The following is a 16166-nucleotide window of genomic DNA, read 5'->3' as shown; positions in this document are numbered from 1 at the left end:
TGCTTATCGGTAAGCTGCGATTGTCAGTGCATTTCAAATCGGGTCGATAGTTTTCAACCGCGCTCAGGCTGGAAGCGCACCACAAAACCCTTGAGGTTCTGCTGGCGGTTCAGCAAGTCACGCAGACGATCGGCTTCCGCACGCTCGATCAACGGCCCGACGAACACCCGATTCTTGCCGTCGGCGGTGCGGATATAGGCGTTGTAGCCCTGGCTGCGCAGGGTTTTCTGCAGGTTTTCGGCGCTGGCACGGCTCGACAGACTGGCCAGTTGCACCGACCAGCTGACCGACAAGCCATTGGCATCGATGCGGCTTTGCGTGGTGTCCGGTTTGCCCGGTGCAGCGGTAATCGGCTGACTCGGTGCGGTCGTTGGCTTGTTGACCGGGGCCGGAGGTTGCGGAATCGGCTTGGCGACGGGTGCAGGGGCGACAGGCGCGACCGGTGCTGCCGGAATCGCCGGCTCTTCCTGCTGGGCGATGTCGTCATCGCTCGGCACAGGTTCCTGCGGCAAGACTTGCGGCTCAGGCACCACCACTGGCTCAACCTGCACTTGCGGCACCGAAGGCGCCTGCGGTGCCGCAGGCGCTTCGACCGTGACCTGACGCTGCTCGTCCTGACGGGAGAACAACATCGGCAGGAAAATCACCGCCAGCGCCACCAGAACCAGGGCGCCGACCATGCGCTGCTTGTATGCCTTATCCAGCAATGCCATTTGCCGCTTCCTCCGTGGAGCGCCGGGCCAGCCATTCGAGGGCCTCGGCGACACAATAAAATGATCCGAACAACAGAATCTCGTCGTCGCTTGTCGCTTGTGCGCACTGCCCTTCCAGCGCCGCAGCCACACTGCCATAGGACGTTACTGAAGCACCAAGGTTCTCCAGCGCCCCTTGCAGATCGGCAACCGGTCGCGCCCGCGGCGAATCCAGCGGTGCAACGGCCCAGTGCTGGACACTGGCCTTCAACTCGCCGACAACCCCCTCCAGGTCCTTGTCCGCCAACAAACCGAACACCGCCAGGCGCTTGCCTGCGGGTGGCCGGCTCGCCAGGCGACGAGCCAGGTATTCGGCGGCATGAGGGTTATGCCCGACATCCAGTAACAAGTTTAGACGCTTGCCCTGCCAGTCGAACTGGCGACGATCGAGACGTCCGACCACTTTGGTAGCTTTGAGGGCCTCAATAATCTGTGCATCCACCCAAGGCAAACCGAGCAGCAGATAGGCCTGCAACGCCAGCGCGGCGTTCTCCATCGGCAGATCGAGCAGCGGCAGGTCATGCAGCTCTACCGCACGCCCCTGGGCGTCAACACCGCGCCATTGCCAGCTGTGATCGGTCACACCGAGATCGAAATCGCGCCCACGCAGGAAAAACGGGCAAGCCAGCTCGCGCGCTTTATCCAGTAAAGGTTGTGGGGGATTCAGGTCGCCACAGAGCGCAGGCGCGCCCTGGCGGAAGATGCCGGCTTTTTCGTAGGCAACGGATTCGCGGGTATCGCCCAGATAGTCCGCGTGATCGACACCGATGCTGGTCACCAGCGCCATGTCGGCATCCACCACGTTGACCGTGTCCAGACGCCCGCCAAGGCCGACTTCCAACACCACGGCATCCAGCCCGGAGCGCTGGAACAGCCAGAACGCTGCCAGGGTGCCCATCTCGAAATACGTCAGGGACGTCTCGCCGCGACCCGCCTCGACCGCTGCAAAGGCTTCGCACAGCTCGGCGTCAGTCGCTTCGACACCGTTGACCTGCACCCGCTCGTTGTAACGCAGCAGGTGCGGAGAATTGTAGACACCCACCTTCAGACCCTGCGCCCGCAGCAACGAAGCTACGAACGCGCAGGTAGAACCCTTGCCGTTGGTGCCGGTGACCGTGATCACCCGAGGCGCCGGCTTGCCCAGCCCCATGCGGGACGCTACCTGCTGCGAGCGCTCCAGCCCCATATCGATGGCCGAAGGGTGCAACTGCTCAAGGTAGGCGAGCCACTCGCCAAGGGTACGTTGGGTCATATGTTCGCAGGCACCGGCGGAACCACGATCGGCTCGATAGGCGCAGCGACGAATTTCGGCGTCGGCTTGCCGGTCAGTTGCGCCAGCAGGTTACCCAGGCGCGGACGCAGTTCCTGACGGTGAATGATCATGTCGATCGCACCGTGCTCCAGCAGGAACTCGCTGCGCTGGAAGCCTTCCGGCAGTTTTTCGCGAACGGTCTGCTCGATCACGCGCGGACCGGCGAAGCCGATCAGGGCTTTCGGCTCGCCGACGATCACGTCGCCCAGCATCGCCAGGCTGGCGGAAACGCCGCCGTAGACCGGGTCGGTCAGCACGGAGATGAACGGGATGCCTTCTTCACGCAGACGCGCCAGCACCGCAGAGGTCTTGGCCATTTGCATCAGGGAAATCAGGGCTTCCTGCATCCGCGCGCCACCGGAAGCGGCGAAGCAGATCATCGGGCATTTGTTTTCCAGGGCGTAGTTGGCGGCGCGAACGAAGCGCTCACCGACGATGGCACCCATGGAACCGCCCATGAAGGAGAACTCGAAGGCCGACACCACGACCGGCATGCCCAGCAAGGTGCCGCTCATGGAGATCAACGCATCTTTTTCGCCCGTCTGCTTTTGTGCAGCGGTCAGGCGGTCCTTGTACTTCTTGCCGTCGCGGAATTTCAGACGGTCAACCGGCTCCAGGTCCGCGCCCAGCTCGTTACGGCCTTCGGCGTCGAGGAAGATGTCGATACGGGCGCGGGCGCCAATACGCATGTGGTGGTTGCACTTGGGGCAAACGTCCAGGGTCTTTTCCAGCTCCGGACGATAGAGCACAGCCTCGCAAGACGGGCATTTGTGCCACAGACCTTCAGGCACCGAGCTCTTCTTGACCTCGGAACGCATGATCGAAGGGATCAGTTTGTCTACTAACCAGTTGCTCATGCTTTCTTTCTCCAGTACCGGCGGCCCGAACGCTCTGGTTCGCAGCCCCGCGTATGCCCTTGAGCTAAATTCATGTGTGTGGCGATGATCGGCGGGTGGCCGGGTCAGTGAAGCGTGACCTGCGTACAACCCATCAATCCTCAGCCGTGCCTGCTTTGTGCAGCGCAGTGCATTTTGGGACGGCGGCAGTCTGCCAGCCGTCACATCAACTACGTGCTGCTGCGTACCGCGTTAATGAACGCCTGAATCTTTGCGTGATCCTTGATGCCCTTGCTCGCCTCCACCCCGCCACTGACGTCCACGGCATAAGGCCGAACCTGTGCGATTGCCCCGGCGACATTCTCCGGCGTCAAGCCGCCCGCCAGGATGATCGGCTTGCTCAAGCCCTGCGGTATCAGAGACCAGTCGAACGCTTCGCCGGTTCCGCCGGGTATGCCTTCAACGTAGGCGTCGAGCAGGATACCGCTGGCGCTCGGGAAGGCATCGCATGCCGCCGCGATGTCGTCGCCGGCCTTGACCCGCAGCGCCTTGATGTACGGACGGTGCCAGCCTTCGCACTCGGCAGCGGTTTCGTCGCCATGGAACTGCAACAGGTCCAGCGGCACCGCGTCGAGCAATTCGCCCAACTCGCAACGACTGACATTGACGAACAAACCCACGGTGGTCACGAACGGCGGCAGCGCCTTGATGATGTCGCGCGCCTGCTGGAACGTCACCGCCCGTGGGCTCTTGGCGTAAAACACAAACCCGATCGCATCGGCACCCGCCTCGACTGCCGCCAACGCATCTTCTATGCGGGTAATCCCGCAAATCTTGCTGCGAACGGCCGACATGTCGATAAAACCTCAGGGCAAATCCGGGAAAGTCCCGGATGGTAACAAATGCGTTCGAGGGCGTCAGCCGTCAAGTTCGGTGAAACCGGTAAGGAAGTGTGGGCCGATGTAACGCTCGGGCAATTCGAACTCGTCGCGGTACTCGACCTGCACCAGATACAGGCCAAACGGATGGGCCGTGACCCCGCCGGACCGGCGAATCCGACTCTCCAGCACTTCCTTCATCCACTCCACCGGACGCTCGCCGGCACCGATGGTCATCAGCACCCCGGCGATGTTGCGCACCATGTGGTGCAGGAAGGCGCTGGCGCGGATATCCAGCACAATCATCTTGCCGTGGCGCGTGACGCGCAGGTGATGCAACTCCTTGATTGGCGACTTGGCCTGGCACTGACCCGCGCGAAAAGCGCTGAAGTCATGGGTGCCGACCAGGTATTGCGCGGCCTCGGCCATGCGCTCGACGTCGAGCGGGCGGTGATTCCAGGTGATTTCTTCGTTGAGGTGCGCCGGGCGGATCTGATCGTTGTAGATCACATAACGATAACGCCGGGCGATCGCCTTGAACCGTGCATGAAAATGCGCCGGCATGACCTTGGCCCAACTGACGCTGACATCGTGGGGCAGATTGATGTTGGCGCCCATGACCCAGGCCTTCATCGAACGCTCGACCTGCGTATCGAAATGCACCACCTGACCGCACGCATGCACACCGGCGTCGGTGCGCCCGGCGCAGAGCAGCGACACCGGCGAATCGGCGACCTTGGACAGGGCGTTCTCCAGAGTTTCCTGCACCGTGAGCACGCCAGAGGCCTGGCGCTGCCAGCCGCGATAGCGCGAGCCTTTGTATTCAACGCCCAGGGCGATGCGGAAAAAGCCGTCGGCTGCCATTTCGGCGGCCGGATTATCGATATTTGCCAAGGAGTGAAAGCCTGCTGATATGCGCAAAGGCGGGCATTATAAGGCCGTCGTACCCGGACGCCAGCGGCGCGTGGCTTTTGTAGCGTTGCGGTGACTGTGCAGACTTCACTATATAGATAACTACACAACGAAAACACCACACCACCGAGACCTGATGATGACCGCCACACTCAAAGAAGCCGTCGGCCTGGCATACAGTCTGGAAGGCATGCTGCACGCCAAACGCAAGACATGGGAAGCCATCGACGAAATGACCCGACGCATCAAGCCCGGCATGCGCGAGTCCGAAGCCCTGACCATGAGCCTCGAAGTGCTGAACGAACTGGACATGGACCGGATCTGGCACCCTTCGAAGATCCGCTTTGGCGAAAACACCCTGAAAACCTTCAAGCAGCGCTCCGAAGGTGATCCGGTACTGGCTGAAGACGACATTTTCTTCATCGACCTGGGTGTGGTCTGGGATCGCCATGAAGGCGACTCGGGTGCCACGTTTGTGGTCGGTCACGATCCCGAGATGGCGGCGTGCGCGGTGGCGGCGAAGACCTTGTTCGATCAGGTCCACGATTACTGGCGAACCCGGCAGGTGGCCGGTCCGGAGCTGTACCGTTACGCCGACGAACAGGCGACGGCGATGGGCTGGAAATTGAACCTGGAGATCAAGGGGCACCGGGTCAGCGATTTTCCCCATGCCATTTATCGTGCGGGGGATCTGGGCAATTTCGAGGAGTGCCCGAATGTCGGGTTGTGGATTCTGGAAATCCAGATCGCCCACCCTACCCGGCCGTTTGGTGCGTTTTATGAGGATTTACTGGCGTAAGTGTAGGAGCGAGCCTGCTCGCGATGCGGTGTGCCAGTGCCGCATAGGGTGTCTGACACACCGCTTCGCGAGCAGGCTCGCTCCCACAGGGGGGGATTACGGTGATCCGGAACGAAAACGGCAGCCTCGATGGGCTGCCGTTTTTTATGCCTTACCGATCACTCAAGCCAGACGCGACAGCATTTCCTTGGCTTCGCTCTTCTGACCGGCATCACCTTCGCTGACCACCTCGTTGAGGATGTCCCGCGCGCCATCGGCGTCGCCCATGTCGATGTAGGCCTGGGCCAGATCGAGCTTGGTGGCGACTTCATCGGTGCCGGAGAGGAAATCGAAGTCCGGCTCGTCGGCAGCGGAAGCCAATGCATCCTCTGCCGTGAAGGTCGGCTCGCCGATGCTCTGGGACAGGCGATCCAGTTCGGCGTTGACGTCGTCCAGCTCGGCTGCGAAGGCATCCGGCGCGTCCATTTCATCCGCCAGCGACAGATCGAAATCAGCCGGCAGATCCAGGTCATCCAGCGCCACTTCAGCCACAGCCGGCGCACCAGCGGCAGGCAGACCTTTGGCGTCGTCATCCAGGCTCAACAGGAAATCGTCTTCAGCCAGCGTGGCCGGAGCCGGATCCGCGCCGAGGTCCATGTCCAGATCGAAGTCCGACAGGTCGTCGAGGTTCTCTTTGATTTCGGTCTGCTGTTGCAGAACCGACTCAAAGCTCAGGTCGTCATCCAGCGGAAACTCGTCCAGCTCAGCCAGGTCTTCCGGCGTCGGCGCCGCAGCGACCACCGCCGGCGATGCCGTTTCCAGATCGTCCAGGCTCAGGTCGAACGCGCTGTCGAAGTCAGCGTCTTCCAGCGCGGCGGCCGGTGCCTCTGGCTCGTCCAGCAACAGGTCCTTGACGTACTGCGCATCCAGCTCGGCAGCGATGGCCGCGGCGGCCAGGCCACCGGCAGCGACCACAGCCATGGCCGGGAAGCGGCTTTTCAGTTCTTCGACGCGGGCGAAGTTTTCGCCGTTGGCCACCAGCTTGCGCTCCTGGCCGACGAAACCATCACGATCGCCCTGCTGACCGTAGACTTCCATCAGCTTCAGGCGCAGGTCGCTGCGCTGAGGCTCTTGCTTGATGGCGTCTTCCAGCAGCGCGGCAGCCTGATTCAGGCGACCGGCGGCGATGTGCGACTGCACCTTGCCCAGAACGTCGTCATCACGATCAGCGGCTGGCGCCACCAATGGCGCGGCAATTGGCGTAGTCATCACGACTGGAGCAACCACAGGCGCTGGAGCCGGTGCAGGTGCAGGTGCCGGGGTCGGCGCTGGCGCAGGAGTCGGCGCGCTCGCGAGGTTCACGCTTGGCGGCGGAACTTCCAGACCTTCGAAGCTGCTTTCCGGCAGGTCCTGCTCAACGGAGAACTCCTGCTCCTCGGACAAGGCACGGGCCATCCGCATGTGTTTTTCGGCTTCCTGCTGGGCCTTGCGACGACGAGCCAGCAACAACAGCAGCAACAGCAGAACTACCGCACCACCACCGACAAGACCCAGCAGCACCGGATTGGTCAGCAGCTCGTTGAACGTTTTATCGTCAGAGGCGGCAGGTGCCGGCTCGACAGGCGCCTCGATCGGGGCCGGTGCTGCCTCTGGAGCAGGCGTCGGCACAGCTTCGACCGGCGCTGGCGCAGGAGCAGGCGTCAGTTCGGCGGAGATGACCGGAGCCGTCGCCACGGCAGCCGCAGGTGCGGCCGGCGCTGTTGGTGCCGCCGCGCCTTCGGCCTGCAACTTGGCCAGTTGATTGTTCTTCAGTTCGATCAGGCGCTGCAGCTTGTCCATCTGACTTTGCAGATCGGCCATGCGGCTTTTCAGTTCAGCGTTGTCACGACGGGTCGTGTCCAGGCTTTCCTGGGTCACGGCCAGCTTGTTGTTCAAGGCCTTCGCATCACCCTTGGCACCTTTGCCGGTCTTGCCGGACTCGGCAGAAACCAGGCTCAGATTGTCCTTGGCGGGCTTCGCAGGAGCGACTTCGCCGCGACCGCGCTTGGTGGCATCGAGTTGCTGCTGGCCGGTGCCCGGCTTCGCCACATACCGACGACCCTGACGCCATGCCGTGTTCTGCGCAGCGACTTCTGCAACTGCCTTGGGCTGCGGCACGCTGGTGCTTTGCGCCTGATCCGGCATGCGCAGGACCTGACCGGTTTTGAGCAAGTTGATGTTGCCGTTGATGAACGCATCCGGGTTCAGCGCCTGGATGGCCAGCATGGTTTGCTGGATCGAACCACCGTTGCGCGCCTTCGCTGCGATTTCCCAAAGGGTATCGCGCGGCGTGGTGGTGTACTGAGTCGGTTTGGTGGCGCCGGTGACTGGTGCGGCAACCGTCTGGGTCGGTGCCGGTTGCGCAGCCGCTTCAGCGGTTTGCGGCGAGAACTTGGACGGATCGAGCAGCACGCTGTAGTCACGCAACAGACGGCCGTTAGGCCACATCACCTGAACCAGGAATTTCACCATTGGCTCGGACAGCGGCTTGCTGGAGGTCACGCGCAGGACGCTTTTGCCACCGGCGTTGAGCACCGGGGTGAAGCTCAGGTCGTTGAGAAACGCCTGACGGTCGACACCGGCCTTGGCGAAATCGTCGGGTGAAGCCAGGCTCGGCACCACTTCGGCAGCGGTGAGGTCCTTGACGTCCAGCAGCTCGATTTCCGCTACCAGCGGCTGGTTCAGCGACGACTTCAGGGTCAATTCCCCGAGCCCGAGCGCATGCGCCATACCGGAGGACAGCGCCGAGGCGGCCGCTATTGCTAACACCAGTTTGCGAACTTGAACCATAGCCTCATCCTTTGTTTGAACATTCCTCGGCCAGCGAGAAGGTGTTGATAGTCGCTGCCGTAAGGCATTGCGCGCGACGGCGAAGAGTCGTCGCGCGCGATAATTTCTTTCATGCCCCGGAAAGCCCCGCAGGGTGGCTTGCCTTCAGCAATCTGGCCAAGCATAGCGCCCGGCTGGAAGTAGCTTGCAAATTGTTGCCAAGTATCTTTTACAGCAGGTCTTTTATCAACAATTCAGCCACCTGCACAGCATTGAGCGCCGCGCCTTTGCGTACGTTATCTGACGTCAGCCACAAATTAAGTTCCGACGGGTCGTCGATTCCCGCGCGAACCCGACCGACGTAAACCACGTCCTGCCCGACTGCATCGCCGACCGGCGTCGGGTAATCACCGGCTTCCACCAGCTCGATACCCGGAGCGTCTTCCAGCGCCACGTTGACTTTCGCCAGGTCCACAGCGCTGCCCGACTGCAAGGTCACGCTAAAGCTATCGCCAAAAAACACCGGGGCTTGAATGCAAGTGACGGAAATCTTTAATAAAGGCAATGCCACGACCTGACGCAGCTCGCGCACCAGGCGTTTTTCCAGCAGCGTATGGCCCTGATCATCCGGCTTGCCGACTTGTGCCAGCAGGTTGAACGCCATCTGCCGATCGAAGAAGGTCGGCTCCAGCGGGCGCACGTTGAGCAGTTCGGCGGTCTGCCGGGCCAGTTCGGTGACGGCCTCTCGACCTTGGGCAGAAACAGCGAGGGCGGCGGTCACATGGACGCGCTGCAGGTCGAGCAGACCAAGCAACGGAGCGAGCGCCACGGCCAGGGTGGTGGCCGACGGGCTCGGGCTGCTGACCTGGAACGGCTTTTTCAGACCGGCCAGCACTTGGGCATTAGCCTCAGGCACTACTTGCGGCGCCTGATCGGCCGGCAAGGCGCCGGACAGGTCGATCAGCGAGCAGCCGGCAGCTGCGGCACGCGAGGCGAAACTCAAGGTGACCGCCGGACCTGCGGCGAAGAACACCAGCTGGACTTTGCTGAAGTCGAACTCATCGACTTCCCGCACCCGCACGTTCTTGCCGCGAAACGGCACCGAATGCCCGGCTGACTCGCTGCTGGCCAGCAGGTGCAGGTTGCCGACTGGAAAGTCGCGCTCTTCGAGAATCTGCACGAGCGTTTCGCCGACAGTACCGGTGGCGCCGATCACGGCAATATCAAGGGACTGGCTCATGGTGCTACCTCTGGCGAAACGGGGGGAGCGGCACTTTACCGGGTGGGTGGCGTGCAGGCAATTCGGCCAAGGGTTTGCGGCGACCCTAATGTCCTCATCGCTGGCAAGCCAGCTCCCACAGGTTGCGCGCCATTTTTTGAAAATGCGCACGACCTTGTGGGAGCTGGCTTGCCAGCGATGGCGGCCTGACTGGCAACACAACCCCATAAAAAAACCCGCACCTCTTTCAAGGCGCGGGCTCTTTCATTGCGTCAATCGATCAACGCTCAAGCAAAATCCGCAGCATGCGACGCAGCGGTTCAGCCGCGCCCCACAGCAGCTGGTCGCCGACAGTGAAGGCACCGACGAACTGCGAACCCATGTTCAGCTTGCGCAGACGGCCAACCGGAACATTCAGGGTGCCGGTGACCTTCGTCGGGCTCAGCTCCTGCATGCTGATGTCACGGTTGTTCGGCACCAGTTTGACCCAAGGGTTGTGCTGGCTGATCAGCCCTTCGATGTCGGCGATCGGCACGTCTTTGTTCAGCTTGATGGTCAGTGCCTGGCTGTGGCAGCGCATGGCGCCGACGCGCACGCAGATGCCATCGACCGGGATCGGGCTCTTGAAGCGACCGAGGATTTTGTTGGTCTCGGCCTGGGCCTTCCACTCTTCGCGGCTCTGACCGTTCGGCAGTTCCTTGTCGATCCACGGGATCAGGCTGCCGGCCAACGGTACGCCGAAGTTTTCGGTCGGGTACGCATCACTGCGCATGGCTTCGGCCACACGACGGTCGATGTCGAGGATCGCGCTGGCCGGGTCGGCCAGTTGATCGGCGACGGCGCCGTGGGTCACACCCATTTGCTTGATCAGTTCACGCATGTGCTGCGCGCCGCCACCGGAGGCCGCCTGATAAGTCATGGCGCTCATCCACTCGACCAGCCCGGCTTCGAACAGACCGCCCAGGCCCATCAGCATCAGGCTGACGGTGCAGTTGCCGCCGATGTAGTTCTTGGTGCCCGCGTCGAGCTGCTGGTCGATGACCTTGCGGTTCACCGGGTCCAGCACGATCACCGCGTCATCCTGCATGCGCAGGCTGGAAGCGGCGTCGATCCAGTAACCCTGCCAGCCGGCTTCGCGCAGCTTCGGGAAGACTTCGCTGGTGTAGTCGCCACCCTGGCAGGTCAGAATCACGTCGAGGGTTTTCAGCTCTTCAATGCTGTAAGCGTCCTTGAGCGGAGCAATGTCCTTGCCCACGGACGGGCCTTGGCCACCGACATTGGAAGTGGTGAAAAACACCGGCTCGATAAGATCGAAATCCTGCTCTTCCAGCATCCGCTGCATGAGCACGGAACCGACCATACCGCGCCAACCGATCAGACCTACACGTTTCATCGCAACTACACCTTCTTGAAAAGTGGGCCGCTGCCTTCGATTTTGAAAGTGGCAGCGGGCCCGAGAGATTACAGATTCCGCAGCGCGGCGACTACTGCGTCACCCATTTCCTGCGTACCGACTTTAGTGCAACCGGCCGACCAGATGTCGCCTGTGCGCAGGCCCTGGTCCAGAACCAGACTGACGGCCTTCTCGATCGCGTCCGCCGCGCCCGACTGGTTGAAGCTGTAACGCAACATCATCGACACCGACAAAATGGTCGCCAACGGGTTGGCGATGCCTTTGCCCGCGATGTCCGGCGCCGAACCGTGGCAAGGCTCGTACATGCCCTTGTTGTGGGTATCCAGGGATGCCGACGGCAGCATGCCGATGGAGCCGGTGAGCATCGATGCCTGGTCGGACAGGATGTCGCCGAACATGTTGTCGGTGACGATCACGTCGAATTGCTTCGGCGCGCGCACCAGTTGCATGGCGGCGTTGTCGACGTACATGTGGCTCAGTTCGACTTCCGGGTAATCCTTGGCCACTTCTTCGACGATTTCACGCCACAGCTGGCTGGAGGCCAATACGTTGGCCTTGTCCACCGAGCACAGCTTCTTGCCACGCACCATGGCCATGTCGAAACCGACACGGGCGATACGGCGGATTTCGCTTTCGCTGTACGGCAGGGTGTCGTAGGACTGACGCTCGCCGTTTTCCAGGGTACGGGTGCCACGTGGCGCGCCGAAGTAGATACCGCCGGTCAGCTCGCGAACGATCAGGATGTCCAGGCCGGACACGATGTCCGCTTTCAGGCTCGATGCCTCGGCCAGTTGCGGGTACAGGATCGCCGGACGCAGGTTGCCGAACAGGCCCAGTTGCGCACGGATTTTCAGCAGACCGCGCTCAGGGCGGATGTCACGCTCGATGGTGTCCCATTTCGGGCCGCCCACGGCGCCCAGCAGAACGGCGTCGGCGGCACGGGCACGCTCCAGGGTTTCGTCGGCCAGTGGCACGCCGTGCTTGTCGATGGCGGCGCCGCCGATCACGTCGTGGCTCAGCTCGAAGCCCAGGCTGTACTTGTCGTTGGCCAGTTCCAGCACCTTGACCGCTTCGGCCATGATTTCCGGACCAATGCCGTCACCCGGGAGAATCAGAATCTGCTTGCTCATGCTTTCCTCATGTCATCAGTCGGCGCGCCCATGGGCGCACCCGGAAAAAGTCTGTCGCTCGATGCTTATCGTTCAGCCCACAACACAAGTACATCTGTGCTGAACGAACCATCGGCCTCAATCTCAAAATACTCGCGCACTTCATTGCCCATCGACTGCTGCAACTCGCGGATCGCTGCGCGCATCACCTGCGGCGTGCGCATGCGCTCGACCCAGGAGTTGTACTCCAGACGCAGGCGCTGACGGGTGGTGCTGCGGGTATGCAATCCCGCCTCGCTGACCTGACGCAGCCATTCGCCAGCGGAATAGTCGCGCACATGGCTGGTGTCACGCAGCACTTCGACGCTTTGCAGGTAAGTGTCGAACAACGGGCTGCCCGGTGACAACACGTCGATGAAGGCTGCCACGCCGCCCGGCTTCAGCACCCGGCGCACTTCGCGCAAGGCCAGGCCGAGATCGCTCCAATGGTGCGCCGAATAACGGCTGAACACGAAGTCGAATTCGCCATCGGCGAACGGCAGGCGCTCGGCGGCACCGAGGACCGTGGACACGTTGCCCAGTCCACGATCAACGGCAGCGCCGGCGACCACGTCGAGCATCTGCTGCGACAGGTCATAGGCCACCACTTCCTTGACCAGCGACGCCACGTGAAAACTCACGTGACCGGCGCCGCAACCGAGGTCCAGCACCCGCGCATCGCCCTGCCCCGCCAGTTCAGCCTGTAGCAGTGCGAATTCGGTGCCTTGAGCGTGGACGGCGCTGCTCAGGTAGGCCGAAGCCTGTTCACCGAATTGTTTCTGGACTACCTGACTGTGCTGGGCGGTGCTGGTCATGGGGACTTCCTTTTTCGGGTGAGTCTTGGGGTGTTGGTTCGGGCCTCATCGCGAGCAGGCTCGCTCCTACAGGAGTTCGCATTTCAAATGTAGGAGCGAGCCTGCTCGCGATGGCGTCATCACGCCTTATGCAAATTTACGCGTCGCGAAACAACCACGGCTGGCTCGCCCGGTGTTTGGCTTCAAACGATGCGATGGCCTCGTGATCCTGCAAGGTCAGGCCGATGTCATCGAGGCCATTGACCAGGCAATGCTTGCGGAACTCGTCGAGTTCGAAGCTGTAGACCTTGCCGTCCGGACGGGTCACGGTCTGGGCTTGCAGGTCGATCTTCAGCTCGTAGCCCGGGTTCGCTTCGACCTGCTGGAACAGCTCATCCACTTCAGCGTCGCTCAGGATGATCGGCAGCAAGCCGTTCTTGAAGCTGTTGTTGTAGAAGATGTCGGCGTAGCTCGGCGCGATGATGCTGCGGAAACCGTATTCTTCCAGCGCCCACGGCGCGTGCTCGCGGCTGGAGCCGCAACCGAAGTTCTCACGGGCCAGCAATACGCTGGCGCCTTGGTAACGCTCGGCGTTGAGCACGAAATCCTTGTTCAGCGGACGCTTGGAGTTGTCCTGGTAGGCATAACCCACGTCCAGGTAGCGCCATTCGTCAAACAGGTTCGGACCAAAACCGGTGCGCTTGATCGACTTCAAGAACTGCTTCGGAATGATCTGGTCGGTGTCGACGTTGGCACGGTCCAATGGCGCGACCAAACCGGTGTGTTGGGTAAAAGCTCTCATGTGCGGTTCCTCAGATCAGTTCGCGAACGTCGATGAAACGACCGTTGACGGCAGCCGCCGCGGCCATGGCCGGGCTGACCAGGTGCGTACGGCCACCAGCGCCCTGACGCCCTTCGAAGTTGCGGTTGGAGGTCGATGCGCAATGCTCGCCCGACTCCAAACGGTCCGGGTTCATCGCCAGGCACATCGAGCAACCCGGTTCACGCCACTCGAAACCGGCTTCGAGGAAAATCTTGTCCAGGCCTTCGGCCTCGGCTTGCGCCTTCACCAGACCCGAGCCCGGCACTACGATGGCCTGCTTGATGGTCGAAGCGACTTTACGGCCCTTGGCGATCACCGCCGCAGCACGCAGGTCTTCGATCCGCGAGTTGGTACAGGAGCCAATGAACACGCGGTCCAGCTGAATGTCGGTGATCGCCTGATTGGCGGTCAAACCCATGTACTTCAAGGCGCGCTCGATGGAACCGCGTTTGACCAGGTCCATTTCCTTCGCCGGGTCCGGCACGTTCTGATCGACGGCCAACACCATCTCGGGCGAAGTGCCCCAGCTGACTTGCGGTTTGATCTGGGTCGCGTCGAGCTCGACGATGGTGTCGAACTTGGCATCCTCGTCCGAAACCAGGTCTTTCCAGGCTTCGACCGCCAGGTCCCATTCCGCGCCTTTCGGGGCAAACGGACGGCCTTTGACATAGGCCACGGTTTTTTCATCCGCCGCCACCAGGCCCACGCGAGCGCCGGCCTCGATGGACATGTTGCAGATGGTCATGCGGCCTTCGATCGACAAGTCGCGAATGGCGCTACCGGCGAACTCAATGGCATGGCCGTTACCGCCGGCGGTGCCGATCTTGCCGATGACCGCGAGCACGATGTCCTTGGCGGTCACGCCGAACGGCAATTTGCCTTCGACCGACACCAGCATATTCTTCATTTTCTTGGCGACCAGGCACTGCGTGGCGAACACGTGCTCGACCTCGGAAGTGCCGATGCCGTGGGCCAGTGCGCCGAACGCGCCGTGGGTCGAGGTGTGCGAGTCGCCGCAGACCACGGTCATGCCCGGCAAGGTCGCGCCCTGCTCCGGACCGATCACGTGAACGATGCCCTGGCGCACGTCATTCATTTTGAATTCGGTGATGCCATATTCATCGCAGTAGTCGTCGAGGGTCTGAACCTGCAAGCGCGAGACCTGATCGGTAATCGCTTCGATGCCGCCCTTGCGATCCGGAGTGGTCGGTACGTTGTGGTCCGGCGTAGCGATGATCGAGTCGACGCGCCAAGGCTTGCGCCCGGCCAGACGCAGGCCTTCGAAAGCTTGGGGCGAAGTCACTTCATGGATGATGTGGCGGTCGATATAGATCAGCGACGACCCATCGTCGCGCCGTTTCACTTCATGGGAATCCCACAGCTTGTCGTAAAGCGTTTTGCCGGCCATCAGACGGTCCTCATCAGCTTGTTTCTATGCCCTGGGTCTTGAGAGATTCAATAACCCTTTGGCTTGTGAGGTCGATCCTAGGGGGTTACATTAAATAACTCAAATTCATATTTTTTATGCTTTGGATAACCAACTGGAATACAGCAATGGACCTCGCCAACCTCAATGCCTTTATTGCCATCGCCGAGACCGGAAGCTTCTCCGGCGCCGGTGAACGGCTGCACCTGACGCAGCCCGCGATCAGCAAACGCATTGCCGGGCTGGAACAGCAATTGAAGGTGCGGCTGTTTGACCGCCTGGGCCGTGAAGTCGGCCTGACCGAGGCCGGGCGCGCCCTGCTGCCGCGGGCCTACCAGATTCTCAATGTGCTGGACGACACCCGTCGCGCGCTGACCAACCTGACCGGGGAAGTGACCGGGCGGCTGACCCTGGCCACCAGTCACCACATCGGCCTGCACCGTCTGCCGCCCTTATTAAGGGAGTTCACCCGCCGCTACCCGCAGGTCGCGCTGGATATTCAGTTCCTCGATTCGGAAGTGGCCTACGAAGAAATTCTCCATGGCCGCGCCGAACTGGCGGTCATCACCCTCGCCCCAGAGCCCCACGCACTGGTCAAGGCCACACCGGTGTGGGACGACCCGCTGGACTTCGTGGTCGCCCCGGAGCATTCATTGATCAGCAATGGTGCGGTCAGCCTGGCGGACATCGCCCTGCACCCGGCGGTGTTCCCCGGCGGCAACACCTTTACCCATCACATCGTCCAGCGCCTGTTCGAGGCCCAAGGCTTGACGCCGAACATCGCCATGAGCACGAATTATCTGGAAACCATCAAGATGATGGTGTCGATCGGCCTGGCCTGGAGCGTGCTGCCGCGCACCATGCTGGATGATCAGGTTGCGCGAATACCTTTGCCGGGCATACAACTGACTCGCCAGCTAGGCTATATCTTGCACACCGAAAGGACGCTGTCGAACGCAGCACGGGCCTTCATGGCTTTGCTGGATGCGCAAATCGATCTGCCAGGGACTCAAGGCTAACTTGTGCTACTCCTATAGAGCCTCGAATTCCTGTGCCTAACGCCCAA

The 16166-nt window shown here is 61.7% G+C and carries 14 protein-coding genes; 2 read left to right on the top strand and 12 right to left on the bottom strand.

The features are described 5' to 3' along the window. Nucleotides 1-53: 53 nt before the first annotated feature. The 5 genes from ACF6ZU_RS22415 to truA form a co-directional block, all read right to left on the bottom strand. Nucleotides 54-713, bottom strand: a complete 660-nt coding sequence (locus tag ACF6ZU_RS22415) for an SPOR domain-containing protein (protein ID WP_392887066.1) — start codon at nucleotides 711-713, stop codon at nucleotides 54-56. Beyond that, complete coding sequence (folC, locus tag ACF6ZU_RS22410) at nucleotides 697-2004, bottom strand: bifunctional tetrahydrofolate synthase/dihydrofolate synthase (RefSeq protein WP_392887064.1); 1308 nt, start codon at nucleotides 2002-2004, stop codon at nucleotides 697-699. The genes ACF6ZU_RS22415 and folC overlap by 17 nt, the downstream gene beginning before the upstream one ends. Then, on the bottom strand, nucleotides 2001-2921 hold the full coding sequence (gene accD / locus ACF6ZU_RS22405) for an acetyl-CoA carboxylase, carboxyltransferase subunit beta (RefSeq protein WP_214382092.1): 921 nt from the start codon (nucleotides 2919-2921) through the stop codon (nucleotides 2001-2003). The genes folC and accD overlap by 4 nt, the downstream gene beginning before the upstream one ends. Before the next feature lie 209 nt (nucleotides 2922-3130). Continuing rightward, nucleotides 3131-3754 (bottom strand): phosphoribosylanthranilate isomerase, encoded by a 624-nt coding sequence (locus ACF6ZU_RS22400; protein ID WP_392887063.1) that lies wholly within the window; start codon nucleotides 3752-3754, stop codon nucleotides 3131-3133. Between the two features lie 63 nt (nucleotides 3755-3817). Continuing rightward, the gene (gene truA / locus ACF6ZU_RS22395) at nucleotides 3818-4642 is read right to left on the bottom strand and encodes a tRNA pseudouridine(38-40) synthase TruA (RefSeq protein WP_392893879.1); all 825 of its coding nucleotides are present in this window, start codon (nucleotides 4640-4642) and stop codon (nucleotides 3818-3820) included. A 187-nt stretch (nucleotides 4643-4829) separates the two neighbouring features. Here truA and ACF6ZU_RS22390 point away from each other — a divergent pair, with 187 nt between their 5' ends. After that, complete coding sequence (locus ACF6ZU_RS22390) at nucleotides 4830-5489, top strand: M24 family metallopeptidase (protein ID WP_392887062.1); 660 nt, start codon at nucleotides 4830-4832, stop codon at nucleotides 5487-5489. A gap of 162 nt (nucleotides 5490-5651) precedes the next feature. On the opposite strand, the gene ACF6ZU_RS22385 is transcribed toward ACF6ZU_RS22390, so the two are convergent. The 7 genes from ACF6ZU_RS22385 to leuC form a co-directional block, all read right to left on the bottom strand. Continuing rightward, nucleotides 5652-8297 carry a FimV/HubP family polar landmark protein gene (locus ACF6ZU_RS22385; RefSeq protein ID WP_392887061.1) on the bottom strand — a complete coding sequence of 882 codons (2646 nt, stop codon included), beginning with the start codon at nucleotides 8295-8297 and terminating at the stop codon, nucleotides 5652-5654. A gap of 208 nt (nucleotides 8298-8505) precedes the next feature. After that, on the bottom strand, nucleotides 8506-9516 hold the full coding sequence (locus ACF6ZU_RS22380; RefSeq protein WP_392887059.1) for an aspartate-semialdehyde dehydrogenase: 1011 nt from the start codon (nucleotides 9514-9516) through the stop codon (nucleotides 8506-8508). Nucleotides 9517-9775: 259 nt separating this feature from the next. Next, a complete protein-coding gene (gene asd / locus ACF6ZU_RS22375) occupies nucleotides 9776-10888 on the bottom strand; it encodes an aspartate-semialdehyde dehydrogenase (protein ID WP_008037636.1) in 1113 nt (370 codons plus the stop codon). A gap of 68 nt (nucleotides 10889-10956) precedes the next feature. Continuing rightward, nucleotides 10957-12039, bottom strand: coding sequence for a 3-isopropylmalate dehydrogenase (leuB, locus tag ACF6ZU_RS22370; protein WP_392887058.1), 1083 nt, complete (start codon nucleotides 12037-12039; stop codon nucleotides 10957-10959). A gap of 65 nt (nucleotides 12040-12104) precedes the next feature. Next, nucleotides 12105-12872 (bottom strand): class I SAM-dependent methyltransferase, encoded by a 768-nt coding sequence (locus ACF6ZU_RS22365; protein ID WP_392887057.1) that lies wholly within the window; start codon nucleotides 12870-12872, stop codon nucleotides 12105-12107. 136 nt (nucleotides 12873-13008) lie between these two features. Beyond that, complete coding sequence (gene leuD, locus ACF6ZU_RS22360) at nucleotides 13009-13653, bottom strand: 3-isopropylmalate dehydratase small subunit (RefSeq protein ID WP_008028298.1); 645 nt, start codon at nucleotides 13651-13653, stop codon at nucleotides 13009-13011. A gap of 10 nt (nucleotides 13654-13663) precedes the next feature. Beyond that, nucleotides 13664-15082 carry a 3-isopropylmalate dehydratase large subunit gene (leuC, locus tag ACF6ZU_RS22355; RefSeq protein ID WP_392887055.1) on the bottom strand — a complete coding sequence of 473 codons (1419 nt, stop codon included), beginning with the start codon at nucleotides 15080-15082 and terminating at the stop codon, nucleotides 13664-13666. Between the two features lie 146 nt (nucleotides 15083-15228). On the opposite strand from leuC, the gene ACF6ZU_RS22350 reads away from it, so the two are divergent. Continuing rightward, on the top strand, nucleotides 15229-16119 hold the full coding sequence (locus tag ACF6ZU_RS22350; protein ID WP_392887054.1) for a LysR family transcriptional regulator: 891 nt from the start codon (nucleotides 15229-15231) through the stop codon (nucleotides 16117-16119). Nucleotides 16120-16166: the final 47 nt, after the last annotated feature.

The organism is Pseudomonas migulae (assembly GCF_043225285.1).
GTDB classification, from domain to species: Bacteria; Pseudomonadota; Gammaproteobacteria; order Pseudomonadales; family Pseudomonadaceae; genus Aquipseudomonas; species Aquipseudomonas migulae_C.
The sequence above is the reverse complement of the archived record's forward strand: the minus strand, read 5'-3'. Positions and strand labels throughout refer to the sequence as shown.